The following is a 24,673-nucleotide window of genomic DNA, read 5'->3' on the forward strand; positions in this document are numbered from 1 at the left end:
CCGTTTGAGTAAGGTTAGAAAGTAACATTTACACCCAGGTTATAGGTAGCAGAAAGCGGGTAGACGTTCCTGTCTATGCCCTGGCTTATCGGCGAACCTCCTACTTCAGGTGAAAAACCGTTGTAATCAAACCAGGTTACCGGGTTCTGGGCATTCAGGTATATTCTAAAGTTCTGCATCTTCCAGCTGTTTACCAGCGAAGTCGGCAGGTTATAGCCTATTTGCAGGTTACGTATCCGTATATAATCGCCGCTCTCCACATAAAAATCATTCGGATCAAGGTTGCTGCCGGTCAGATCTGCCGAAGGATAAGCGTTGGATGTGTTGGCGCCATGCCAGCGGTTGTTAAAGAAATCTACCGAGAAGTTCTCGTTACCGTAGCGCACGTTTCTGTTGCCATTATAAATATCAACGTCGCCTACGCCCTGAATGTCTAACTGCAAGTCAAAATTTCTGTAGCGGAACCCGGTGTTAATGCCATACACGAAGCCTGGATTAGGATTACCGATGATGGTTTTATCCCGCTGATCAATTACCCCGTCATCATTCAGATCTCTGTACCTGAAATCTCCGGGAGCGGCAGCAGGTTGGGCCGAGCCGGCAACTTCCTGTTCGTCCTGGAAAATACCGGCTACTTCATAACCATAAAAAGAACCGATTGGGTCACCTATACGCGTAATGCTAACCTGATAACCGCCCACGGGCAGGTTACCGCTATAGAATGCGTTATTACCCGTTTCGATGTCTTTTACCTCATTGTTATTGAAGGACATGTTGAATCCGATATTGTAACCTATATCAGCCGAGATATCATTGGTCCAACCGGCAGACAACTCAAGCCCGCGGTTCTGGAAGGTGGCGTAGTTTCCTCTTATTTCACCGGTTAACCCCAGCGAACCCAGGTTTGTGAGGCCAAAAATGGCATTCTCTGTTTTTTTGTTGTACCAGTCGGCTTCTACAGTTAACCTGTTGTTGAGGAAGCCCATCTCTAAACCTAAATCTGTCTCCTTTATCACTTCCCAGAATAAGCTGGATGTCACCGTTTCAGTAATGTTCCGCCCCGGATAAAATACGCCGTTAAAAATAGCGCCATAGCGGGAACTTGTACTTACCGGCAGCACAAAGATGCTGGAAGGTATATTGTTGTTACCCAGTTTACCCCAACTCGCCCTTACCTTGAGGTTATCGAAAATGGATTGGTTCTGCATAAAGTCTTCTTCTGTTACACGCCATCCCAGGCCGATGGAAGGAAAGTATTCCCACCTGTCGCTGCTCGGGAACTTAGAAGAGGCATCATACCGGAGCGTAGCCGTGAGCAGATATTTGTCCTGGTAGGAATAGTTTACACGGCCAAAGTATGAGAGGAATGTATACCTGTCAGCATCGTTACTGATATTAAAAGTGCTTGGATCGCCTAAGTCCAAGTATAAGTTTGCTGCGGAACGGTATTCCACATCATTTACGGAACCGGTAAGTCCTTCTGATTTATTTTCCTGTGAGGAAGTACCCAGCAATAATGTTATATCATGATCGCCAAAGGTTTTATCATAGGTCAGAGTATTCTCCCACAACCAGCTGGAAAACTTACTTCTGGATTGGGTTAAAAGACTTCTGGATGCATATTGTACACTTGTAAGAGAATCCTGCGAACGGAAGTTGCGGTATTCGTTGATGCCATAGTTGATACCTAAACTGGTCCGGAAGGTGAAATCTTTCAGGAACTTCACTTCCCCGAAAGCATTGCCTGTCAGCTGCTGCCCGTTTGATTCCTGGTTATACCAGTCGAGTGAAGCCTGGGGATTGGCAAAGTTGCCTACATTAAAGTCGAAGGAATCGCCATAGTTGCCATTCGCTTTCCTCACAGGAATGATGGGCGGCGCCACAAAAGCCTGGTAAAAAATATCGCCCGGAATATCAGTGGAATTGTAGTTGTTGAAAATGCCGTTGTAGCCCACCTTGATGTTATCCGTAATATTAAAGTCAGTTTGGAGCCTGGCTGTAATCCGCTTGTAGTCATTCCCTTTCACGATGCCTTCCTGGTTCAGGTAGCCGGCGCTGGCGCTGTACGTTACTTTTTCCGAGCCGCCGGACGCTGTAACCTGGTGGTTGTGAATCATGGCTGTCTGCAGGATTTGATCGAACCAGTCAGTAGTAGGAAAGTCGCTGCGAATCAGCTCGGAACCATTTTTTTCATTAATCAGCGTGGCATATTGCTGCGCATTGGCCATTTCCAGCTTATTGGTAACACGCTGCACGCCCACATACCCATTGTAGTTGATACGTTGCTCTCCTGCCTGCCCGCGTTTTGTTGTTACCAGTACCACACCATTGGCAGCTCGTACACCGTAAATCGCAGCACTGGAAGCATCCTTCAGAATCTCTATGGAAGCAATATCAGCGGGGTTCAGAAAGCTCAGGTTGTCTACAAAAGTACCATCCACTACATACAACGGGTCCGAACTGCCCAGAGCCGAGCCGGCCCCGCGTATCCTGATCTGCGGGGCTGCGCCGGGAGCGCCGGAATTGGTGATAGAAACACCGGCCACTTTACCCTGCAGCGCACTCACTGCGTTCTGGGAAGACTGGCGGGCTATCTCCTCTCCTTTTACAGAACTGATAGAGCCGGTTACATCGCGTTTCTCCTGCGTGCCATAGCCGACCACCACAACCTGTTCCAGTTGTTGCGCCGAGATAGTCAGCGCCACATTAACAGTAGTTTGCCCGTTGATGGGTACCTGCCGGCGTTCGTAGCCTAAATAATCGACAACCAAAGTGCCGTCTGCCGGCGCAGAAATAGTATAATTACCATTAACATCAGTTTGGGTTCCGCTGCTTGTACCCAGCACAGCAACACCCGCTCCTATCAGGGGCTGGCCGCTGGTGGAATCCGTTACTTGTCCACTGATAGTGATCATGTCCTGTGCGAAGAGAGGACAAACGGAAAGCAGACACATCAGGAGTAGTAAAATGTTTTTCTTCATAGCAGGTCGTTTTGATTTGAGTATGGTTAAAATATTATAAGGAAGGTGAAATAGTAATCATCAGAAAAAGACCAGAATGAAAGACTGCAGAAACCTGTCTCATCCACTTTTACTAGTCATACTTGGTATACGTGTGCGGTTTTTAGTAGATCAGTTTAGGCACCGAAAAAGAGGGCTGCTGTATGGGTTTCGGGGAGTTGGCATGGTAAATACCTGTATTCGGCAAAGATCCTGGGGTATGGCCTAACCTATAATGCCGGCCTGTTTACCTGCCTGCGCTGCTATTTCGCCTCCAACTTGTTTACAAATGGGGATGTTGGTGTGATAAAGTATAAGACAGGGCGGCGCAGCGCAACTAAACAGGCATTATCAGGTGTAAGGCCGTAACCGTCTTTTAGCTGCCCCGTTAGCAGAGTATAAACAACCCTTAAGGCATGAAAGAATATCTTCCTATTGCTGACTATGGCCTGATTGGTAACTTACATACCACAGCGCTGGTCTCCATGACCGGTTCCATTGATTATCTACCCTTTACACGGTTCGACTCCCCAACCATTTTTGCAGCGCTGCTCGACAAAGACAAAGGAGGCTACTGGCAACTCTGCCCGGCGCATAAAGAAACCCGCCAGAAGCAGCTGTACCTCCCCGATACCGGTGTGCTGCTCACACGTTTCTTTACACCCGACGGTATGGCAGAACTCACTGACTTTATGCCCCTGAAAGAACATGAATGCAACTGCACTGTGGTGCGCATGATCCGGGTGATAAAAGGACAGATTAAATTTAACATGACGTTAAAGCCGCGCTTTAACTATGCCCGCGATGCCCATGAACTGACACGCGAAGGCGATGCCCTGCTTTTTACCGGCAAAGGCCCTCACAAAGTTCAGTTCCGCTTAATTACCAACCAGGAAGTGAATATACAGGACGGTGATGTAAACGCGGAGTGGGAACTGCAACAGGGCGATAAAGCTTATTTTGTGATAGAAACAGTACCGCAGCAGGAAGGCTCCTTTATGGGTGAGGATCTGTTGGATTTTGTTGAGAAGTCCTTCGACAAGACTGTTATCTTCTGGCGCAGCTGGGTTGAGCAAAGCACGTACCAGGGGCGCTGGCACGAAACCGTTATCCGCTCGGCTATTACCCTTAAGCTGATGACCTCACGCGAGTATGGCTCTACAATTGCGGCAGCCACTTTTGGCCTACCCGAGCATATTGGTGGGGGCCGCAACTGGGATTATCGTTTTACCTGGATACGCGATGCCGCCTTTACCATGTATGCTTTCCTGCGCCTCGGCTTTAGAGGTGAGGCGCAGCACTTCCTGGCATGGATTATGGAACGCTGCCGCGAATTGCACGAAGCAGACGAACTGCAACTGATGTATACCGTAGATGGCCAGACACAGCTGCAGGAGGAAATACTCGGGCACCTGGAAGGCTATAAATGCTCGAGGCCTGTGCGCATTGGCAATGCCGCTTCCAAACAGTTTCAGCTGGACATTTACGGAGAACTGATTGATACCATTTATCTTTTCAACAAACATGGCGGACCTATTACGTACGAGTTCTGGAAGTATGTAACCCTGTTTGTGAACTATGTGGTGCGTCACTGGCAGGACGACGACCATGGCATCTGGGAAGTACGGGCCGGCAAAAAAGACTTCCTATACTCTAAAATTATGGCCTGGGTGGCTATTGATCGGGCCATCAACATCGCCCGCGACAGGTCTTTTCCGGCCCCGATGGAAGAATGGATGAACACGCGCAACGACATCTATAAGGAAGTATACGAAAACTACTGGAACGAGGAAAAACAGTCTTTTGTACAATACAAAGGCGCCGATGTGCTGGACTCTTCGGTACTGATAATGACATTGGTGCGGATGTTCAGCCCGGATGAACCGCGTTTTAAAGCAACCATGGAAGCTATCGAGAAAAGCCTTGTAACCGACTCGCTGGTGTACCGCTATAATATTGGCGCCGGGGCGGTAGACGGATTGGCGGGCCAGGAAGGCACCTTCAGCATCTGCTCTTTCTGGTATATCGAGAACCTGTCAAAGGCCGGTAAGGTAGAAAAAGCCAGGCTGCAGTTCGAAAAAATGATGGGTTATGCCAACCATCTGGGCCTGTTCTCGGAGCAAATCGGCCTCCAGGGCGAATTGCTGGGCAATTTCCCGCAGGCATTTACGCACCTGGCACTTATCAGTGCCGCCGAGCAACTCAGCAAAGATTTAGGACATACCAAGCATCCGGTTGTAGATTTATCATGAAAAAAGAACAAAAACGTTTGCAGGACAAAGTGGCCGTTGTTACGGGGGCAAGCTCCGGAATTGGCCGGGGCATTGCACTGGCTATGGGCCGCGAAGGCGCCGGTGTTGTTATTAATTATCATGGACATCAGGAGTCTGCTGAAGAAGTAAAGCAATTGATAGAAGCAGCAGGTGGGCAGGCTGTTACCTTGCGCGCAGACGTCGGACAGGAAGCAGACGCGCAGCTGTTGATCGATACTGCCATCGGGCATTTCGGCCGGCTGGACATTCTGATAAACAATGCAGGCATACAACGTGATGCTGCCTTTCTGGAGATGACGCTGGAACAGTGGCAAAAGGTTATAGATACCAACCTGACAGGGCCTTTTTTGTGTGCACGGGCTGCCGCACGGGAGTTCGTAAAGCAAGGCGTGCAGCCGGAACGCTCCAAAGCAGCCGGAAACATCATTTTTATCAGTTCAGTACACGATGTAATTCCGTGGGCAGGCCATGCCAACTATACCGCAGCCAAAGGGGGTGTGCAGATGCTGATGAAAACCCTGGCGCAGGAACTGGCCAAATACAAAATACGGGTAAACGGCATCTCACCGGGCGCCATTAAAACGCACATAAATCAACAGGATTGGGAGCTGGAAGAAGGCCGCAAAAAAATGCTGTCGCAGATTCCGTATGGCCGCATCGGCAATCCGGAAGATATCGCTAACGTAGCCGTGTGGCTGGCCACCGATGAGGCCGATTACGTAACCGGAGCCACTATTTACGTAGACGGCGGCATGACGCTTTACCCATCTTTCGGGGAATAGTTTCCGTTAGCTATACTTCCTAAACGGACAGAGGCCCATGCAGGAGTTTTGCCTTTCAGCTTATCACGTTTCCGACTAACTGGCAGTTCTTCCATTAAAAAAACCAGCTACTTTCTTAGCTTCTTAAATTTTAATCGTAATTTTGCGATGATAACAAAAAACGATGGGCACAACTAAAACTGCGGCTTTTACACAGGCAGACATAGCGGCAGCAAAGTATGCCAAAGCACTGGCGCATCCGGCCCGCATTGCCATACTGCGGATTCTGGTGGAGCGCAGGGCCTGCATTTGCGGCGATATTGTTGAAGAACTGCCGCTGTCGCAGTCTACTGTATCGCAGCACCTGAAAGAGCTAAAAGAGTCGGGATTGATTAAAGGCGATGTGGAAGGCAAAAAGGTATGCTACTGCATTGATGCACAGGTATGGCAACAGGCGCAGCAGGTGCTGGGCGGACTTTTTGCCGGCTATTTGCCACGCCATACTTCCTGCTGCTAAAAATTTTATTATTATCCATCGCAATTTTACGATAAATTAAAGTGTAAAACCTATGAAAAATGCAGAAGAATTAAAGAAAATCGTTAGAGACAAGTACAGCGAAATTGCTTTGCAGCCCAGGGAGCAAAACGAAACATCTTGTTGTGGCGCCACCGGCTGCGGCACCGTAGATTACGCCATTTTTGCTGATAGCTATACTTCCCTGGACGGGTACAATGCCGACGCTGACCTGGGTTTAGGCTGTGGCTTACCGACAGAATTTGCGCAGATCAGGAAAGGCGACACGGTAGTGGATCTGGGCTCCGGCGCAGGCAACGATTGCTTTGTGGCACGCGCCTTAACAGGAGAAACCGGCAAAGTGATAGGCGTGGACATGACGGAAGCCATGCTGGCCAAAGCCCGCGGGAATGCTGATAAACTGGGCTTTAATAACGTTGAATTTCGGTTGGGTGAGATTGAAGCCCTGCCCCTTCCGGACAATCATGCCGATGTGGTTGTCAGCAATTGTGTACTTAACCTGGTGCCGGATAAGCAGAAAGCATTTTCAGAGATGTTCCGAGTGCTAAAGCCGGGCGGCCATTTCAGCATTTCGGATGTGGTGCTGGTGGGCGAGTTGCCGGAGGACATCGTAAAAGCCGGCGAAATGTATGCGGGTTGCGTAGCCGGCGCCATTCAGAAAGCGGAATACCTGCAGATTATACATGAGACCGGGTTTGAAAACATAACTCTTCAGAAAGAGAAAGCCATACTTGTGCCGGACGAAATACTGAAAGATTACCTGGATGCAGCAGGCATCCGCCGGTTCCGCGAAAGCAATACCGGTATCTTCAGCATAACGGTGTATGGCGACAAACCCCTGGCATCTGCCTGCTGCACCCCTGGCTCCGGTTGCTGCTAAACTGAACGTATCAATTCTTTCCGGCGGGTTTGCCGGAAAGAATTGATACGTTTATCACAAGCTTCAAAAGCAAAGCGCTATTGATGTCTTTAATATAGCTGCTCCTGTTTTGTATCTGGCCGGAACAGCAGCCATACCAGCAAACTGATTGGCCAGGACAGCAATGCCACCAGTAAAGCAACCAGCCATCCGGGCTTCCCTCTGCGCTCCGCGTCTTTGTAAGACCAAACAATGCTCCAGAAATAAACAACCAATACCAGCAGGCCTAGTATAAGCGCGAAAATGCCAAATCCTGCAAATAAATCCTCCATGTTGTTATCTTTTAAATTAAACGAGTGTGTCTACTATTTGCAACGTAACATTCTGATAGCAGGTTAATTAATCTTCAAATATGGCAAAACGAGGCAGGTAAAAATGAGATTGCCCGCTGTTATACTTCTCTTATTCAGCCCTGCCCGGCTGTTATTTGTCAAGCTCTTTTCCTAAGTCCTCTAACTGCTTCATAAAAGCTTCTACTTTCTCATCGGCATACGGGCCATAGGCGTTAGAAACAGTACCTTTTATTCCTGAGTTTGTCTCCAGCACATACAGGATAGCTTCATCGCCCGGATTTGTTTCGCCCTCGAAGCGGTAAAAATTCACGATGCGTACCTGCTCCGGCGTAAACTGCTCTTGCCCATCCAGGGTGCAAAGCCGCCCATCGTCCGAAACTTTAAAATTATGCTTATAACCGTCTTTGTAGAGCTGGTTAAGGATGGTAACCATGGAGGTGAGTTCTACTTTGTCTTCCATAAATATGTTTGTTAATCGTTCCTTCATACTTTTATACTTTGCTATACGCAAAAAGCCGGACGTATCGGTGGAAGATTCCGGCTTACTTATCAACGGACATAGATGCGATATGATAACGAAACAGGGCCTTGCCCCACACGTGCAGCCTGGCGCACAAGGATACAGCTTAACTGTCAACATCATTATCACCCTGTTGCGCCATAGGCGGTAGCTTACGTTTTTTTTCTTTGGGCTTCAGAGCGATAATGCCAAGACGGCTGCTATTTTTTTGAATACTTTTATGGCGCAGCGGTATCAAAAAGCAAAAGGGGCTGTTCCGAATACCGGAACAGCCCCTTTTGCATGTAAGTAAATTGCTAGTGTTTCACCATCAGCAGTTGGCGTATGGATATATCCCGGTAAGTAACCTGCAAAACATATACGCCCTGTTGCCACTTGCTGACATCTATCTGCACATCTGCCAGCATGCCGGGGGTAAGCTCAGAGGTTCTGAGCACTGTTCCCTGCATACTTACAAGCTGGAATTTTATAGGATCCGAAAAGGGCCTGTCTGTACTGATGGTCAGCACCCCGGAAGCTGGGTTAGGATAGATGGTGATACTGCGAGCCAATTGATCCTGCAAACTGTTGTGCGGATCATCTGCCGGACGAACACTCGCCTCGTTGCTATAAACCGATGTTTCATCTGCATCTTTTGCCACCACCCGGTAGTGGTAAAGCATACCCGGCCGGATCAGTGTATCGGTAAACGCAGTTACATCGGCTGGCAATTCGGCAATCATACTAAAAGGCGTCAGGCTGTTACCGTACTGCGTGGCTTTCTCGATCACGTAAGCTGTTTCATGCGCCGAGCGGTCTTCCCAGTGCAAAGCTATAGCATGCAGGTCCGCCACGGCTGCCATACCTGCCGGGGCCAATAGCGGCAGATCAATGCTGGCCGTATCGCTCCATTCTGAATCAGACTTAACGGTACTGATGGCTTTCACACGATATTGGTAGCTTACCCCATCCACAAGCAGGGCATCCACGTATTCGCTGGCGTTTTCCTTCAAAGTAGCCAAAGGCTCGAAGGCCTGCTGCTCTTCGCTTTTCCGCTCCACCACGTAGCCTTGCTCGCCTGTAGCCTTGTCTACCCACTTAAGTTTTATAGAAAAAGGTTCTTCCAGTTGGGCAGTCAGGTTGCCGGGCTCCACGATTACAATAGGGGTATAGATGTGGATCAGGCCAGGTTCCGGGAAGGCAACAGGCTTGTCTACAAAAATATGGAATTCGCCGGGTGCCAGGGTGGTGGTGCTTGCTGTAGAAGCTACTTCCATGGCCTTCCCGGAGAAAAAGTCGTACCAGGTACCCGTATGTTGAAAACCGGGCGACATGGTTCCTTCCGACAGGCCGAAGTTACCGATAATGGTTACATTCATTTCGGGATGGCTCACACTGATCCTGCGGAACTGCCCGCTGGGTGTCCAGGAGAAATTGCCTTTCTCAAACACATTACTATACGCGTTTACGAGTTTGATGATGGCAGCTTCCGCTTTATAGAGCTTCTCCCGCGCTTCATCCGCCTGGTAGTTCAGGCCATCCCCGCCGCCCCAGGCCACGGGCTTATTACCGGTTCTGCCATTGTATTCAATCGGAACATCATAACCCAGCTCGCCGAACTCCCAGATCATCTTAGGCCCCGGAAGCGGGAAGTAAAAGGCAGAGGCCAGCTTGATGCGCTCCAAGGCAGTATCGAGCTGCCTGATATTGTAATCGCCGCTGCTGCCACCATTGTTCAGCGCCCCTACCATCACGCGCTCTTCGTCGTGGCTTTCCATGTAGGCAACCAGGTTCTTCTGGCCCCAGCCGCGGGTGCTGGAAAGCGCCCAGTTAAGGTCGGTGCCCGTGTTGCCGTTGATGACGTCCGTATAAGGATGGTTCATGTTACCCCACAGCATAATGCCATAGTTGGCCAGCACCTTTTCTTCGTCGTTGGCAGCCAGGTGTTCCATCGTTATATAGGCACTATCGTCAGTTTCCCATATTTTGTCGGCCATGCGCTCCAGGATGTTGATACGGGACTGGTCATAGGCGCTCCACGCCCCCACATCATTGGGGTTGTTCTTTTGCGTGAAACCTTTGGTGAGGTCAAAGCGATAGCCATCAAACTTATACTCCTCTATCCAGTAGCGGTTCACATCGTCTACGTAGCGTTGCGTGTAGGGGCTTTCGTGGTTAAAGTCATAGCCCACATTGTAAGGGTGAGTCGGCTCCTGGTTAAACCAGGGGCTTTCGGCCGAAGGACGTGCATTGGCCTCGTCGAAATACATGCGCACCATCGGGCTTTGGCCAAACTGGTGGTTGAGCACCATGTCCAGCAGCACCACAAAGCCTTCTTCATGCGCCTTGTCAATAAAAGCCTTCAGGTCGTTTTTAGTGCCGTAGTATTTGTCGGGTGCAAACAGGTAGCTCGGGTTATAGCCCCAGCTTTCGTTGCCCTCATACTCCATCACGGGCATCAATTCGATGGCATTTACGCCCAGGCGCTTCAGGTACGTCAGGGTATCTGCCAGGTCCTGGTAGCTGTGCGAAGCAAGGAAGTCGCGTACCAGCAGTTCGTAGATCACGAGGTCTTCTTTTGCCGGACGGCCGCCTGTTACCTTCGGAAACTTCCATTGATAAGCCTGCTGGCCTGTTTGCAGCACCGTGGCAATTCCATCCTGGGTTCTGCTGTAAGCCACAGGGTTTGGATACACAGATGCCGGTATGTTACCATCATTAAAAGGATCTGCTACTTTGTCGGCATAAGGATCTCCTATTTTAACCGTACCCTCTACCCAATACTGGTATACATATTCTTTTTGTGCCTGCAGGTTGTTTAGCTCCAGCCAGAAGTACTCACCGTCGGGGGTCTGGTTCATCTGGTAAGCATCGCTGATCTGCCAGTTGTTAAAATCGCCCGCCACATATACAAACTCCTTGTGCGGGGCCAGCAGCACGAGTGTTGCTTTGCCCGGATCGCCGGGGTTGTAATTGATGCCGCTGCGCATACCGGCAGGCAGGGCGGCGATGGTGTTAGGCTTGCGCACGTGGATGGAAATGCTCTTTTCTGATATAATGGTTTTATCCCCAATCCGGGCAGTTACCCGCATTTGCAGGCTGGTGGCAGTACCGTAAGTATAACTATAGCTAAGGGTTTGGCTGTTGGAAGCCTGTGCCACGGTTTGGTAGCCGCTCCCCTCGTTTATCTCCAAGCTGAGCGCATCGGCAACAGAAGAGGCCTCCGCACGCAGTGCAAGCTGCTGGCCAGTTACGCCAAAAACTTCGGCAGTTGCAGGCGCCGTAAAGCGCACAAAATCTCCCGGATCAACATTAATGAAAATATCGCCATTGGTTGCGGATTTACCGATTTGTGTGCCGTCGGCATTGCGGAATACCATGCCCAGCCGGAACACGGGCGCACCATCTGGCACGTGATAGTAGGCACTTATACTGGGTAGCGTAATCTGCCACTTGTTGGGCTCCCCTGCTACCGGGCTCATTTCGCCCACACCATCATCCTGGCCCCAGTTGCCCACTACGTTGCTCCAGGTAGTGCCATCAAATCCTGAGAGCACCACGCCCGAATGCAGGTATACTTTGCCGGCGCCCTGCAGCCCGGAAACACCTTTGCCGGCATCATAAATGATAGTTACAGGCTCGTCGGCTGTTGGCAGCGCCGGGCTCAGCACCACAATGCCATCCGTCGTACCACTTAGCACGTCGAACCCGTATTCGCGCGTAACATCATTGAAGGTAATCGTGTAGGTGCCTCCGGCGACGGGAATGTCGGGGCCATTTTGGACAGCTACCCCGGCAGGGAAAGTAGTGCCGCCCCAGTTCACGTCCCAGCTGTTATTAACCCTGAACTTGGCGCCGCCACTCGTCAGGCTGGCGTTTGCCAGGGTCCAGGTATGGCCGTCTGCTCCTTTTACCATAGGCGTAGAGGCATCCCAGCCACCTGCGGTAGCAGCCCCCACAATGCCGACAGATTCGTAAGCGACGGGATTCAGTTTTGCGAAATAATAAGCGGCGGTGAGGTCATTAAAGCGGATGGTATAGTAGCCGCTTTCGGTTACCTGGATGTTTGACCCGCTGGATGTGCCGGTGCCGCCCGGAAAGCCGGAACCACCCCAGCTCACTTCCCAGCTATCGTTGGCGCGGAACTTCAGTTCCCCGGCCTGGAGGAAGGTTGTTAGCACCCAGTTATTCGGATCTCCGGCCGCTACAAGTGTCATAGGCGTGGAAGCATCCCACCCCCTGGACGTAGCAGTGCCGATGATGCCTATCGTTTGATATACTACCGGGTTCAGATCCTGAAAGAGGTATTCGCCTGTAACATCGTTAAAGGTTACCGTATAGCTACCGGCTTTTACAGCAATGTTAGGCCCGTTCTGGATGGCGGCACCTGCCGGGAAACTACTGCCTCCCCAGCTTACAGCCCAGTTATCATTTGCCCTGAATTTTACTTCACCCTGGCTGAGAGAAACGTTTTCCAATGTCCAGCGATGCGGATCTGCGGCATCTTTTACCATTGCCACAGAAGCACCCCAGCCGCTTGGCAGTGCATCCCCGATTAAACCTACCGTTGCATAAACAGCCGGATTAAAGGCCTCGAAGCGGTAAGCTCCGGTTACGTCATTAAACGTTACAGTGTAGTAGCTTGTCGCGGGCACCTGAAGGTTAGCGCCATTGCGACTGGCAGTTCCTGACGGAAATTCGGAGCCGCCCCAGTTCACATCCCAGCTATCGTTGGCGCGGAACTTGGCTTCGCCCTGAGTCAGTTGCAACGTAAGGGTCCATTGGTGCAGGTCGCCGGCATTGGCCAGCTTCATGGGGGTAGAAGCGTCCCAGCCTTTGGTAGTGGCTGTTCCGATGATGCCTACAGTCGGAAAGATATCCTGCGCCATACCCAGGGTGGCCATCAGCAGGAAAGACAGCAGGAGGGTAAGTTTAAGCGTAAAAATTCTCATGCAGTAGTTATTAGAAGTGAATGATTTGTTCCGGATTGTTATACCAAGTATCGTTTTTTCATTTACATCTTTCCTGGGCCTCCTGAGGATAAAGCAAGCCTGTCAAAGCAATACGTTGCAGAGTATAGAAGCCAGAAAAGGATGAGTAATTTACAAATAATTATATAAAAAAGTTTAATATTTTAATATAATGCTAAATTATTTCCGTCGCTTCTCTCCACCGCCTTCCCGCCTATCCTGGTATATTTGCAGCACTTTGCAGTGTAGCAGAAATTGCCGTAAACCTGTCACTTTTCTGTGTGACTAATGTCACTGTAGAAAGTATATTTCTACCTTACCTTTGTATGCATAAACCGCAGAGGTATGTTGGCTTCTCCCGGCTACAGACGTGTCCGGCTAAGTATAACACATCCTGCTAATCCAAGTTATTATAGCATGAAGATCCAACAATTTGAAGACAAGGGCCTGGCCCACTATTCCTATGCCATCTTAAGCACATGCGCAGGCAAAATCGTGCTTATCGACCCGGCCCGAAACCCGCAGCCATACTATGATTATGCAGCGGCTAATAACGCTGAAATTGTAGCTGTTATTGAAACGCATCAGCATGCCGACTTTGTCAGTTCACACCTGGAGATACACCAGACAACGGGGGCAAAAATCTATGCTCATAGCCTGGTAGGAGCCGATTATCCGCATGAGGCATTTGATGAAGGGGCTGAATTACAGTTCGGAAAAATAAAGCTGAAATCGCTGCACACGCCCGGCCACTCGCCCGACAGCATCTGCATTGTGCTGGAGCATGAGGGTAAGGACAAAGCTGTTTTCACCGGCGATACGCTTTTTATCGGGGATGTAGGACGCCCGGATTTACGGGAAAATGCCGGCAACATTACTGCAAAAAGGGAGGAACTGGCGCGGCAGATGTACCGCAGCACCCGCGACAAGCTGATGAAACTGGAAGATGAGGTAATAGTGTACCCGGCACACGGCGCAGGCACGCTTTGCGGCAAATCGCTAAGTGATGCCAACAGCAGCACCCTTGGCGCAGAAAAGAGGAGCAACTATGCCCTGCAGCATATGAGCGAAGATGCATTTATGGAGATACTGACAGCCGATCAGCCTTTTATACCTAAATACTTTGGGTACGATGTAGATCTGAATAAAAAAGGAGCCGCTGCCTATAAATCAGGTATAGCTGCCGTTCTAAAACTGGAAAAGAACTATAAACCTAAGCCTGGAGCGCTCCTTGTAGATGCCCGTAGCGAAAAAATATTCAAGCAAAGCCATTACAAAGGCGCCATCAACATACAGAACGGCGGTAAGTTCGAAACCTGGCTCGGCAGTATTGTTGGACCCGGCGAAGAATTCTATCTGGCAGCCGCCAGCAACCGGGAACTGGACGAACTGATTGCCAAAGCTGCCAAAATAGGTTACGAATCAAACATCAAAGGAGCATTTATACTTGGCGGCGAAGCGCCGGAAAGCACACCTCCGCTGGATGTAAGCGACTTCAAAGCCAATCAGGGCAAATATACCATCGTGGATGTACGCAACAGGACGGAGGTAAAGGAAAAAAGCTTCTTTAAAGACGCTATTAACATTCCGCTGCCGGAGCTGCGTGAAAGGGCAAAAGAGGTTCCTGCAGACAAGCCGGTGCTGGTACATTGTGCCGGCGGCTACCGTTCGGCAGCAGGCAGCAGCATTGTGGAAGCCGCGCTCCCTCACACCAAAGTGCTCGACCTGGGCGAAGCTATCAATACATTTAAATAGGGTTCAGAAGACAAGCCGGGAGCATAAACCAGCGCAGGCGCCTGATGCCTGCACTGGTTTATGCTCTTAAACTGCGTATACTTGCACAGCAACTACTCTATTTGCCTATGAACGCCACACACCAGTACCTGCTCCAAAAAATGTTCCCGCAGATGGAGCAGCCGCTGCTGAATGAAATCATGACGCAAAGTACGCTTAAACGGCTGCAGGAAGACGAAGAAGCCCTGCATACGGGCCAGTTTATACGATCGACAATGCTGCTGCTCAGCGGCCTGCTTAAAATTTACCGCGAGGACGATGAAGGCAACGAGTTTCTGATGTATTACCTGGAACCTGGCAGCGGCTGCGCTCTTTCGATGATGTGTACGGCACGCAATGAGAAAAGCCAGATAATGGCCAAAGCAGTGCTGCCTTCCGAACTTATACTTATCCCCTCTCATCTTTCTGAGCTGTGGTTGGCTAAGTATAAAAGTTGGCATAGTTTTGTAATTTCATCTTACCGGCAGCGCTTCGAGGAACTGTTGCAGACATTAGACAGCATTGCCTTTAAAGCCCTGGACGAGCGCCTGCTTTTTTACCTGAAACGTCACCTGCAGGCAATCGGCCCTGAAGTACGGCTGTCGCACCAGCAAATAGCAGAAGAACTGAATAGCTCGCGTGAAGTAATCTCCAGGCTGCTGAAAAAACTGGAACAAAAAGGAGCGCTTACTTTGCACCGCAGCTACATACAGCTTCATGATCTCAGCAAAGTATAAAATAATGGGTAAAGCACCTGGCAACCGCTTTCCTGCTCCTGCTATTCTTTAATATTGCCGATAAATATACGTGTGTGACAAGAGTCACTGTGCCGCCTGTACTTACCCGGTACTTTTGCAACGGATAACCTATACATATCATACCAGATGGAAGTACTCGGATATACAGCAGCTTTACTGATTGGTCTTTCACTGGGCCTGACGGGCAGCGGCGGCTCCATTCTCACGGTGCCCATTCTCGTGTACCTGCTGCGCCTCAACCCTGTTATTTCTATGGCATATTCGCTTTTTGTGGTGGGCACTACCAGCTTAGTGGGCAGCTATCGTTTTTATCAAAAAGATTTAGTCAGTTTCCGCACAGCGCTTATTTTCGGCATACCCTCCCTGGTAACCGTATTCCTGACCCGCCGCTTTGTGATACCGGCTATACCGCAACACATTGCCACTTTCAACTCGCTGGTGATTACCAAAGATTTGCTGCTGATGCTTCTGTTTGCAGTACTGATGATTTTTGCTGCATTCAGCATGATTCGGAAGGGCAGGCAACCTGAACCTGCTGATGAAAAAGCGGATAATCATACGCCCAACACGGCGGCTTTACTGGTGCAGGGTGTTTTGGTAGGGCTGATTTCTGGTTTAGTTGGGGCCGGTGGCGGTTTTTTAATTATTCCGGCGCTGGTGCTGTTCAGCAAGCTGGACATGAAAATGGCTGTAGGAACATCCTTACTCATCATTTCAGCTAATTCGCTGTTCGGGTTTGCAGGCGACATACTCAACTACAGCATCGACTGGAAATTTCTGATACTGTTTTCTATGCTTTCGGTAGCGGGTATTTTTGCAGGTACTGCCCTCTCCCACCGCATTGCCGCCTATAAATTAAAGTATGGCTTTGGCTGGTTCGTGCTCCTGATGGGCATTTACATCCTTATAAAAGAAATATTTCTCTCCTGATAAAGTATAGTTCTTATTAAAGCGGGAGCTGTTTGACATTTGCGCTGAGGTTCCTGCAGGCATTAAACAAAAGATAACATTAAAGTATAAATGAAACAGATATGTTAGAGTTAATAAGACAACCCTGGGCATGGTACACATCGGGCGCTGTTATTGCGCTGGTGATGATCCTGCTGCTATTTTTCGGAAAGTCGTTTGGCTTCTCGTCAAACCTGCGCATTATGTGTGCGGCCTGCGGGGCCGGCAAAAACATTCCCTTCTTCGACTTCGACTGGCGATCCCAAACCTGGAACTTGCTTTTTCTGGTGGGAGCCATACTGGGTGGTTTCATCTCTTCCGAATTCCTTTCCACCGGTGAGGCGGTGCAAATTTCGCAGGCAACTGTTCAGGATCTGCAACAACTGGGTATCTCGGCCCCGGATGGCTTACAGCCGGAAGAAATTTTTAGCCTGGAGGCGCTCTTCAGCGTCAGGAGCTTTCTTATACTATTATTAGGTGGCTTTATGATTGGCTTTGGTACGCGCTATGCCGGGGGCTGCACATCGGGGCATGCCATCAGCGGTTTATCAAACCTGCAACTGCCTTCGCTGATAGCTGTCATCGGCTTCTTTATCGGCGGCCTGTTTACAACTTTTGTGCTGTTGCCATTGCTATTTTAACAATCAATTATTTGTAGTATGAAAGGTATAAAATTCCTGCTTACCGGCGTTCTGTTCGGCATCGTGATGACGAAGTCGGAGGCAATTTCCTGGTATAGGATTCAGGAGATGTTTCGTTTCCAATCGTTCCACATGTACGGCATCATTGGTACGGCCGTGGTGCTGGGCGCCATAGCTACTTTTATAATCAAAAAGTATAAGCTGCGCGATTACGAAGGCAATCCAATCGTATTCACTCCAAAAGAAAAGTCTGTGCCGCGCTACCTGATTGGTGGTATCATCTTCGGGCTTGGCTGGGCGCTCACCGGCGCTTGTCCCGGTCCCTTGTTCGTGAATTTAGGATACGGTTACTTGTCCTTCCTGTTAGCCATAGCAGGTGCCCTCGCAGGAACTTACTTCTATGGCCTGATCCGCGACAGGCTTCCGCATTAGGTTAAGTCTCCTGCCGAATAAGGATTCGCCCGGTTGTACTTTTGCTGATGAATCGAACTGGTGGCAGATAAGGGAATTATTCTATAATTTAATGCGGAGTAGTGCTGCCTTCCGGTGCTTATCCATGGTTGCTATATCAAACAGATGAAAGATGAAGAATATTAAAGATATTTTAAAACAAATTCCCGGATGGGCCATTCTGCTGGCAGTTTTTGGCGTTTTATACTTCACCGGGCTGCACACAGAGGTTATCGGGCAGGTACAGCGCATTTTGCTGGCTACCGGCATCAGGAATGCCGATGTGCCTGAACCGGCAGGCGCTGCAAAAGCAAAAACATTGCCCGTGGCAGGTGCCAGTTTTCAGATGATGCGCCTTGATGGTAAAACGGTGCCATTTGAGAGCCTGAAAGGCAAAGTGGTTTTCATGAATATGTGGGCGACCTGGTGCCCGCCCTGTATTGCCGAAATGCCCAACATTCAGGCGCTGTATGAGAAAGTGGGTTCCGACAAAATTGCTTTTGTGATGCTGTCGGTAGATGAAGGAGGTATGGACAAGGTGCAGAAATTCATCAGCAGGAAAGGCTTTACTTTTCCGGTATACATGCCGGCCGGGCCGCTCCCGCAGGAGTTCTACAGCAACGCCATACCTACTACTTTCATCATCTCGCCGGAAGGAAAAATTGTAGCGAAGCAGGAAGGTATGGCCGAGTACGACACCAAAGACGTCCAGGAATTCCTGCAGAGTATGGTGAAATAATTCCACCGGTTTGCCAGATATCCTGGCTACACCTCTACCGAGCCGCCCAAGCGGCTTTTCCCAAACTATTAAATTTTATACCTTTGAGATATTTCAGTAACCGTACAGAAGGAGGTATAAGTATAAAAGAGCTCAGGCAAGTACAAATGATGAAGGTATAGTCAACTTTATACTTCAGGTCTTTTGTCCTTTGTCCTGCTTTCTTTTGTCCCTATACTTAACCTTTTCAAATACCCATACTTATAGAATCATCACCTAACCTGATATAAACAACATGAAGCTACTCCTGAAAACATGCCTGCTCCTTTGCTGGGCCGTCCTGTTTAGCGCTGCAACAGCATTGGCCGGCAACGGCGTAGTGGACGGCGAACAGCCAAACGCAGCCATTGATACCAAAGGCACCATCCGTGTCGTGTTCGGGAAGGATGATGTTATATATACGATGTTCTCTACGGATAACGGGCGAAGCTTTTCGGAGCCGGATAAAGTAGCCACCCTGCCCGATATGCACCTGGGCATGTCAAGAGGGCCGCAGATTGCCTCCTCCAAAAACTACAGCCTCATCACGGCCATGGACAAAGCGGGCAATATCCATACTTACAAATTAAACCACGGCAGCAACAAATGGACTGCAGCGGCCAATGTCAATGATTTGCAAGGCTCGGCACCGGAAGGGCTGATGGCGCTGACAGCTGACAATAACGATACCTTTTATGCCGTGTGGCTGGACATCAGGGGAAATAAGAAAAACAAAGTATACTTTTCTTCCTTCAATCCGGCCAAAACCTCCTGGGCAGCAAACAAACTGGTCTACGTCTCTCCTGACCAGCATGTATGCGAATGCTGTAAGCCCAATATCGCCACCAGGGATAATAAAATTACTATCTCCTTCCGCAACTGGCTGAACGGCTCCAGGGACATCTATTATACTTCTTCCACAGACAAGGGAAAAACCTTTACGACTCCTCAAAAGTTTGGTGAGGGAACCTGGAAACTGGAGGGCTGTCCCATGGATGGCGGCGGTATAGCAATTGGTAAAAAAGGCCAGGTAAGTTCCGTGTGGCAGCGTAAGGGCGATATCTTCTATTGCCAGGCAAACCAGCCGGAGCAGAAAATAGGCACCGGCAGAAGTTGCACGCTGGCGCAGGATGGCGCTCATACCAGTGCGGCATGGCAGGACAAAGGGCAAATCAAGCTGTGGAACTTAAGCACGAACACTACCTCGGCGTTGGGCAAAGGCAGTTGGCCAAAAGTTTATACCCTGGCTAATGGCAAAACCTTGTGCCTCTGGGAAGAGGACGGTACCGTGCAATGCAAGGTCTTATAGATAAAACATGGCGCAGCAGCTTATCTGATGTAGTCATCCCAACCGGCATAGCGTTGCGTTTTAGCACCCAGTGGCAATGCCAGGGCTGCTACAGCTAAGCCCAGCCCCAGCCCTGTTATACTTAGTGCCGTAGGCACGTCTTCTAAGAACCAAGGCACAGCGGCCACTACAAGTCCTAACAGGATATTGAGATAGCGGCCGATGCGCAGCGGCTCACCCATACTAAAGACAGACACCACCACCATCAGGGAGCCGCTGAGATGGAAAATATCTGCTACGGTTTCCTGTATGCCTACTCCGAAAAGACCGGGAGCAACCACCAAAGCTATACCCAGCAGCATCGATACAACCAGTGTCCAGGGGAAGCTGATACCCCAAATAGAAGAGGCATATACGGCCCCGGGCTGCTGCGGAAACATCATCAGATCAGGCGCCTCATCTTTGGCATCGCTCCCGATAGTGCCGCCTTTCCAGAACACCTTCCAGGAGCTCTCGCCCTGGGTTACTTTCTTTTTCATGAACTGCCCCATGGCAATCACTTCATCCACCTCCAGCGGTATCATCGGTATCATAATGGCTGCGGCCAGCAGGCAGAACGTGCACCAGGCGCCTACCATCACCGGCTGGCTGATCACCAGGAAGATGTGCACACAGCCCAACGGAATCACCAGGATGCCGAAAATGGCGACCATCCAGGGCATCGTGCGCCAGCGGGAAGGCCCGCCCATCCAGCCCATCAGAAACTCGAAAGTATAAGCAATGGCCCCAAGCCCTGCATCAGATACCGGCAGCGAATGCGACATGGCTGAGTTCAGCACCTGCTCCGTCTGGCCCCCGAAAAAAGGGTCCCAGACAGTATCGATATAACCCAGCTGGTAAGCTGCCAGATAGCGTGACACCACCCAGCCGAGGAATCCCAACACCATCATGATCCAGCGCTGCGGCCAGCTGGAGGGATTGTAGCTCCAGCCCGGGGGTGTTTCAGGGCCCATCTTCATGTACATGATCATGTTCGGCATCCCCGGTATAAGTATAGTCAGGGCAATGATAAGGGCACCTACCAAGGTATCATTGAGATAGGCAACTGCCGTAGGTGACCAGAACAGCAGCGGTGCCATCGTGAGCCAGATACCCACAAAGCAGCAGATCCACAGGCTGATCGGGCGATTAGGCGTCAATCCGCGCCACCCGAAAAAGAGCAGCAACGCCCCGCTGATGATATCACTCCACTTCATAGCCAGGATGCGGTTGTCCAGTGAAAGCCATACTTCACGACCGCCGGAAGGCTGCCCCGTACCGATGCCATTATCAAAGGTGAGCGGCGAAAGCACCATCCAGGCTCCCAACAGTATTATCATCCAGTACACCCACAGGGTTTGCATGTGGTGCATATGCAGCATTTTTTGGCGCATCTCTGGTGTCATGTTGTGCATATTGCCATTTCCCTGCATCTGCTGCTGTACCTGCTTTTCAGCCATTGGCCTGGTTACGCCCCGCATGCCCATGCCGGTATGTTTGTTTTGCTGTCCGTCCTGGTGCTGTTGTTGCTTCTTCTGATCCATAATGCCTGGCTTAACTCATCTTCTGTATTATTGCTATAAAAGATAACGGGGCGCTTCTCAAGTATACGAATCAGCCAGAAACAGGACAAAACAAGTGTGAATTATATAACTTTAAGGGCAAATCCTGTAAAAGCTTTGTATAAAGCATCCATGGCTTAACATCGCCTGTATCCGGAACGTAAGCAGAACTTCAACGCTGATAACAGGAGCAAGCTATGGATCTTAAAAAAATAGTAGATAAGGTAAAGGAAGAGGTGAAAGTGCTGAAAGGCGATGAAACCAAGGACAAAACCTATACCAATAAAAACGAATACCCTGATGCGGATACGGCCCGTCACCATTTCGAACTGGCCAGGCAAAAGCTTTTCGATGTAAATGGCTGGAATAATTTAAAAGGCCTGACATCAACTTTTACGCTATATGACCGGCAGGGCAACAAATCAGATAAAAAAAAGCCGGAGACAGGTTATTTTATCGGGATTGTGCTGCCCGCCACCACCATCGATAACTGGGTAGAGGTTACAGATATCAGAGAGGAGGAAAACATCGCGGAGTTTGTGGTGCATCCCAGCAAAAAACCTGATAGACAGGCAGAGGCCGGAGAAGATAAAGCGGCGGTAAAGCATTTCTTTGTCAAAGAAGCAAGCAGTACTTTCCGGGTAGAGCTGCAGGGCAATACCCTCATTGGCTCTGAGATCGGAAAAAATGAAGGAATCAATAACAAGGGAGAGGATGCCGGTGACAGGCCAATGCTGAACACGCTGGTAGCAGAAGGCGGCTGGGCGCAGGTTCAAAAAATTCAGTGGGACAAGCTGACCTCCTACCTGGTGCACCTGCAGGATAACGGGGATGCCTCCTGAAAGGATAGCATCTGCTATATTGAAATAACAAAGGATAAGATGGATTTCCGTTTCGGGAAATCCATTCTATACTTTACTGCCTGGCAGCGGCTTTAATCTCTGAATTTTAATAATTTTCGCAAGGGGCTAAGGGCGGCAAAGTTTATAGCGGCGCCCGCCACGCAGTAAATGCATATTTTCTTTTGCACAAAAGTCATATTCGCCAGGTACTGCGCTGCGCCCGCGGCCTGGCCGAGTAGTATTCCTGCCAGTGCCATATCCAGCAGGCGCGACTGCTTTTTATACCTGGTAGCAGCCATGGCCAGCAGAATGGTAGCGGTATAGCCACCCAGGCTTATCACGCCGTCTGGCAAACCGAGCAAAACTGCATCTTCCGAGGTATTTACTTTTTTGGTGTCGAACAATTTGCCCGGCAAGTCCGGCAAATCTTTAATGTATCCCATCTGAAACAACGAAATCAGGCTGAAATCAACCAGGCCCAGAGCAGCCAGCGCCGCTATCTGCCGGCGGGCATGCGCAGGTATACCCGATTCTGTCCTTATTTTGTCGATAAGGGTGCGTTCATTTTCCATAGTAGATTGCTTATAGTTTTTGTATGTACGCCAGTGTGCCGGCTATAGTTAATTGCCGGATTTATGAAGGTAAGCTTATGTGCCCTGCAGCCGCTTATTAAACTCGGAAGGAATATAAGGCGTACGATTAACAAAGGATTATTCTTTACTAAATTATGAAAACTATTAATAATGGACACTGAACAAAGAACACAAAGACGCGGCGTAGCCGTAGTAACAGGCGCTTCAGCCGGGTTGGGACGAGCAACAGTACGCGAGTTCGCTAAAAACGGCTATGATGTGGCAATGCTGGCAAGAGGATTGGAAGGGCTGGAAGGCGCAAAAAGAGAAGTGGAAGCTGTAGGGCGCAAAGCAGTTTATTTTGTAGTAGATGTAGCCGACGCCGAAGCTGTGGAAGCTGCTGCCGCCGCAACCGAACTCGAACTGGGCGAAATTGATGTATGGGTAAACAATGCCATGAACAGCGTTTTTAGCCCGGTAAAGGAAATGAAGCCCGAAGAATATAAACGCGTAACCGAGGTAACTTACCTGGGCCAGGTATACGGCACCCTGGCTGCGCTTAAAAGAATGCTGCCCCGCAACAGAGGTTCTATTGTGCTGGTGGGCTCGGCCCTGGCTTATAGAGGCATTCCCCTGCAATCGGCTTATTGCGGCTCCAAACATGCCGTTCAGGGTTTCTTTGATTCGCTGAAAACAGAGCTGCTGCACGACAAGAGCAAAATAAAACTAAGTATGGTGCAGCTGCCGGCCATGAATACCACACAGTTTGGATTTGTAAAATCGCGCCTGCCCAACAAGCCTAGGCCGATGGGGAAAATTTACCAGCCCGAAGTAGCGGCCAGGGCTATCCTGTTTGCTGCAGAAGATGGCCGCCGTGAAGTATTTGTTGGTTATCCGACCGTGGAAGCTATCGTGGGTAATAAAATAGCGCCTTGGTTTGCTGATTACGTACTGGCTAAAACTGGTTTTGATGGTCAGCAAACGGATGTACCGGCCGACCCGAACAAGCCGAACAACTTATGGGAACCTATCCCCGGCGATCATGGCGCACATGGTAACTTTGGTGAACATGCCGCAGATTTCAGCCCGGAACTATGGCTGAGCATGAACCGCAATAAAATTCTGGCTGGAGCTGCAATCCTCGGGGGAATTATTGCAGGAACTATATTTTCAAAAAATCAACGGGACGACGACTAGCCGCAGTGATAGCAAAAACAAAACCCTGAGCAAGGCACCCCCATGCCTTGTCAGGGTTTCTAATTAAACGGATACAACCGTTTAATATACTTTTATCGGTGCGATCTGTCTGCCAGAAAAGTAGCCTTTTTAACCTGTTTGAAACTTACATTGCTGTATGCCGGACAGGTATGTTGCTGACAGGAGGCAAATAATACAAGCGTGAAAACGAAAAGAAATGCCTTGAGTAAAAGTATTTTCATTGGGTTCAGATGTTGGGTTCGCGTATGTAAAAGTATTGTTCTCCATTAAGTATCCGGACTTACCCTTATTCTACCGGCAACCCGCCAATTTCCTGCACCGAATAAAAGCTTACCTACAACCACGCTTTTCAATTAGGTTGTTGCTATATTACGTAGTGCAAATATATATTGTTTAGTAACAATTACAATTTTTTTAAATTAAAATCATTAAATTTAAAATAAGTTTATTTCTGAAACTTTGATTGGAGATGACTAAAGACAGGCACAATTATAAAAGCATTCTGTTTAAGCTTAATCTAATTTCATAAATATTTAAATTTTAAATAGATTTAATCTGATGCAGGGAATTGTGCCT

Annotated in this window: 19 protein-coding genes; 13 read left to right on the plus strand and 6 right to left on the minus strand. The window is 49.4% G+C overall.

The genetic code is table 11. The features are described 5' to 3' along the window. Nucleotides 1-14 precede the first annotated feature (14 nt). Complete coding sequence (locus I2I11_RS10405) at nt 15-2,981, minus strand: SusC/RagA family TonB-linked outer membrane protein (protein WP_196267642.1); 2,967 nt, start codon at nt 2,979-2,981, stop codon at nt 15-17. Nucleotides 2,982-3,415: 434 nt separating this feature from the next. Here I2I11_RS10405 and I2I11_RS10410 point away from each other — a divergent pair, with 434 nt between their 5' ends. The 4 genes from I2I11_RS10410 to I2I11_RS10425 all read left to right on the plus strand — a co-directional run bounded on the left by I2I11_RS10410 (nt 3,416) and on the right by I2I11_RS10425 (nt 7,448). After that, nucleotides 3,416-5,251, plus strand: coding sequence for a glycoside hydrolase family 15 protein (locus I2I11_RS10410; RefSeq protein ID WP_196267643.1), 1,836 nt, complete (start codon nt 3,416-3,418; stop codon nt 5,249-5,251). After that, nucleotides 5,248-6,054: an SDR family oxidoreductase gene (locus I2I11_RS10415; RefSeq protein WP_196267644.1), complete on the plus strand. Its 807-nt coding sequence runs from the start codon at nt 5,248-5,250 to the stop codon at nt 6,052-6,054. The genes I2I11_RS10410 and I2I11_RS10415 overlap by 4 nt, the downstream gene beginning before the upstream one ends. Nucleotides 6,055-6,217: 163 nt before the next feature. Next, nucleotides 6,218-6,550, plus strand: a complete 333-nt coding sequence (locus I2I11_RS10420) for an ArsR/SmtB family transcription factor (RefSeq protein ID WP_196267645.1) — start codon at nt 6,218-6,220, stop codon at nt 6,548-6,550. Nucleotides 6,551-6,602: 52 nt separating this feature from the next. Beyond that, a complete protein-coding gene (locus tag I2I11_RS10425; RefSeq protein ID WP_196267646.1) occupies nt 6,603-7,448 on the plus strand; it encodes an arsenite methyltransferase in 846 nt (281 codons plus the stop codon). Nucleotides 7,449-7,537: 89 nt separating this feature from the next. On the opposite strand, the gene I2I11_RS10430 is transcribed toward I2I11_RS10425, so the two are convergent. From I2I11_RS10430 to I2I11_RS10440, 3 genes are all read right to left on the minus strand, one after another. Then, nucleotides 7,538-7,759 (minus strand): hypothetical protein, encoded by a 222-nt coding sequence (locus I2I11_RS10430; protein WP_196267647.1) that lies wholly within the window; start codon nt 7,757-7,759, stop codon nt 7,538-7,540. Nucleotides 7,760-7,910: 151 nt separating this feature from the next. After that, nucleotides 7,911-8,240 (minus strand): hypothetical protein, encoded by a 330-nt coding sequence (locus tag I2I11_RS10435; RefSeq protein WP_196267648.1) that lies wholly within the window; start codon nt 8,238-8,240, stop codon nt 7,911-7,913. 356 nt (nt 8,241-8,596) lie between these two features. Beyond that, on the minus strand, nt 8,597-13,231 hold the full coding sequence (locus I2I11_RS10440) for an alpha-amylase family glycosyl hydrolase (protein ID WP_196267649.1): 4,635 nt from the start codon (nt 13,229-13,231) through the stop codon (nt 8,597-8,599). Between the two features lie 435 nt (nt 13,232-13,666). Between I2I11_RS10440 and I2I11_RS10445 the strand changes: the two genes are divergently transcribed. The 7 genes from I2I11_RS10445 (at nt 13,667) to I2I11_RS10475 (ending at nt 19,885) form a co-directional block, all read left to right on the plus strand. Then, nucleotides 13,667-15,004: an MBL fold metallo-hydrolase gene (locus tag I2I11_RS10445; RefSeq protein WP_196267650.1), complete on the plus strand. Its 1,338-nt coding sequence runs from the start codon at nt 13,667-13,669 to the stop codon at nt 15,002-15,004. 107 nt (nt 15,005-15,111) lie between these two features. Beyond that, on the plus strand, nt 15,112-15,759 hold the full coding sequence (locus tag I2I11_RS10450; protein WP_196267651.1) for a Crp/Fnr family transcriptional regulator: 648 nt from the start codon (nt 15,112-15,114) through the stop codon (nt 15,757-15,759). A 147-nt stretch (nt 15,760-15,906) separates the two neighbouring features. Continuing rightward, complete coding sequence (locus I2I11_RS10455) at nt 15,907-16,710, plus strand: sulfite exporter TauE/SafE family protein (RefSeq protein ID WP_196267652.1); 804 nt, start codon at nt 15,907-15,909, stop codon at nt 16,708-16,710. 101 nt (nt 16,711-16,811) lie between these two features. Further along, a complete protein-coding gene (locus tag I2I11_RS10460) occupies nt 16,812-17,369 on the plus strand; it encodes a YeeE/YedE family protein (RefSeq protein WP_196267653.1) in 558 nt (185 codons plus the stop codon). 18 nt (nt 17,370-17,387) lie between these two features. Then, nucleotides 17,388-17,801 carry a DUF6691 family protein gene (locus tag I2I11_RS10465; protein ID WP_196267654.1) on the plus strand — a complete coding sequence of 138 codons (414 nt, stop codon included), beginning with the start codon at nt 17,388-17,390 and terminating at the stop codon, nt 17,799-17,801. A 151-nt stretch (nt 17,802-17,952) separates the two neighbouring features. Further along, entirely contained in the window at nt 17,953-18,558 is a 606-nt protein-coding gene (locus I2I11_RS10470; protein WP_196267655.1) for a TlpA family protein disulfide reductase, read from the plus strand. A 274-nt stretch (nt 18,559-18,832) separates the two neighbouring features. Further along, a complete protein-coding gene (locus I2I11_RS10475; RefSeq protein WP_230680055.1) occupies nt 18,833-19,885 on the plus strand; it encodes a hypothetical protein in 1,053 nt (350 codons plus the stop codon). 20 nt (nt 19,886-19,905) lie between these two features. Here I2I11_RS10475 and I2I11_RS10480 read toward each other — a convergent pair whose 3' ends face one another. Further along, nucleotides 19,906-21,447, minus strand: a complete 1,542-nt coding sequence (locus I2I11_RS10480; protein ID WP_196267656.1) for a vitamin K epoxide reductase family protein — start codon at nt 21,445-21,447, stop codon at nt 19,906-19,908. Between the two features lie 215 nt (nt 21,448-21,662). Here I2I11_RS10480 and I2I11_RS10485 point away from each other — a divergent pair, with 215 nt between their 5' ends. After that, entirely contained in the window at nt 21,663-22,307 is a 645-nt protein-coding gene (locus I2I11_RS10485) for a hypothetical protein (protein ID WP_196267657.1), read from the plus strand. 92 nt (nt 22,308-22,399) lie between these two features. Here the strand turns inward: I2I11_RS10485 and I2I11_RS10490 are convergent, their stop codons facing one another. Next, on the minus strand, nt 22,400-22,879 hold the full coding sequence (locus I2I11_RS10490) for a vitamin K epoxide reductase family protein (protein WP_196267658.1): 480 nt from the start codon (nt 22,877-22,879) through the stop codon (nt 22,400-22,402). 171 nt (nt 22,880-23,050) lie between these two features. Here I2I11_RS10490 and I2I11_RS10495 point away from each other — a divergent pair, with 171 nt between their 5' ends. Further along, the gene (locus I2I11_RS10495; RefSeq protein ID WP_196267659.1) at nt 23,051-24,076 is read left to right on the plus strand and encodes an SDR family oxidoreductase; all 1,026 of its coding nucleotides are present in this window, start codon (nt 23,051-23,053) and stop codon (nt 24,074-24,076) included. Nucleotides 24,077-24,673 lie beyond the last annotated feature (597 nt).

Source organism: Pontibacter rufus, from assembly GCF_015694705.1.
GTDB lineage: Bacteria > Bacteroidota > Bacteroidia > Cytophagales > Hymenobacteraceae > Pontibacter > Pontibacter rufus.

Bases quoted from the DNA above. Each gene is read 5' to 3' on its own strand.
- I2I11_RS10405 (WP_196267642.1), bottom strand. From the start codon at position 2,981: ATGAAGAAAAACATTTTACTACTCCTGATGTGTCTGCTTTCCGTTTGT.
- I2I11_RS10410 (WP_196267643.1), top strand. From the start codon at position 3,416: ATGAAAGAATATCTTCCTATTGCTGACTATGGCCTGATTGGTAACTTA.
- I2I11_RS10415 (WP_196267644.1), top strand. From the start codon at position 5,248: ATGAAAAAAGAACAAAAACGTTTGCAGGACAAAGTGGCCGTTGTTACG.
- I2I11_RS10420 (WP_196267645.1), top strand. From the start codon at position 6,218: ATGGGCACAACTAAAACTGCGGCTTTTACACAGGCAGACATAGCGGCA.
- I2I11_RS10425 (WP_196267646.1), top strand. From the start codon at position 6,603: ATGAAAAATGCAGAAGAATTAAAGAAAATCGTTAGAGACAAGTACAGC.
- I2I11_RS10430 (WP_196267647.1), bottom strand. From the start codon at position 7,759: ATGGAGGATTTATTTGCAGGATTTGGCATTTTCGCGCTTATACTAGGC.
- I2I11_RS10435 (WP_196267648.1), bottom strand. From the start codon at position 8,240: ATGGAAGACAAAGTAGAACTCACCTCCATGGTTACCATCCTTAACCAG.
- I2I11_RS10440 (WP_196267649.1), bottom strand. From the start codon at position 13,231: ATGAGAATTTTTACGCTTAAACTTACCCTCCTGCTGTCTTTCCTGCTG.
- I2I11_RS10445 (WP_196267650.1), top strand. From the start codon at position 13,667: ATGAAGATCCAACAATTTGAAGACAAGGGCCTGGCCCACTATTCCTAT.
- I2I11_RS10450 (WP_196267651.1), top strand. From the start codon at position 15,112: ATGAACGCCACACACCAGTACCTGCTCCAAAAAATGTTCCCGCAGATG.
- I2I11_RS10455 (WP_196267652.1), top strand. From the start codon at position 15,907: ATGGAAGTACTCGGATATACAGCAGCTTTACTGATTGGTCTTTCACTG.
- I2I11_RS10460 (WP_196267653.1), top strand. From the start codon at position 16,812: ATGTTAGAGTTAATAAGACAACCCTGGGCATGGTACACATCGGGCGCT.
- I2I11_RS10465 (WP_196267654.1), top strand. From the start codon at position 17,388: ATGAAAGGTATAAAATTCCTGCTTACCGGCGTTCTGTTCGGCATCGTG.
- I2I11_RS10470 (WP_196267655.1), top strand. From the start codon at position 17,953: ATGAAGAATATTAAAGATATTTTAAAACAAATTCCCGGATGGGCCATT.
- I2I11_RS10475 (WP_230680055.1), top strand. From the start codon at position 18,833: ATGAAGCTACTCCTGAAAACATGCCTGCTCCTTTGCTGGGCCGTCCTG.
- I2I11_RS10480 (WP_196267656.1), bottom strand. From the start codon at position 21,447: ATGGATCAGAAGAAGCAACAACAGCACCAGGACGGACAGCAAAACAAA.
- I2I11_RS10485 (WP_196267657.1), top strand. From the start codon at position 21,663: ATGGATCTTAAAAAAATAGTAGATAAGGTAAAGGAAGAGGTGAAAGTG.
- I2I11_RS10490 (WP_196267658.1), bottom strand. From the start codon at position 22,879: ATGGAAAATGAACGCACCCTTATCGACAAAATAAGGACAGAATCGGGT.
- I2I11_RS10495 (WP_196267659.1), top strand. From the start codon at position 23,051: ATGGACACTGAACAAAGAACACAAAGACGCGGCGTAGCCGTAGTAACA.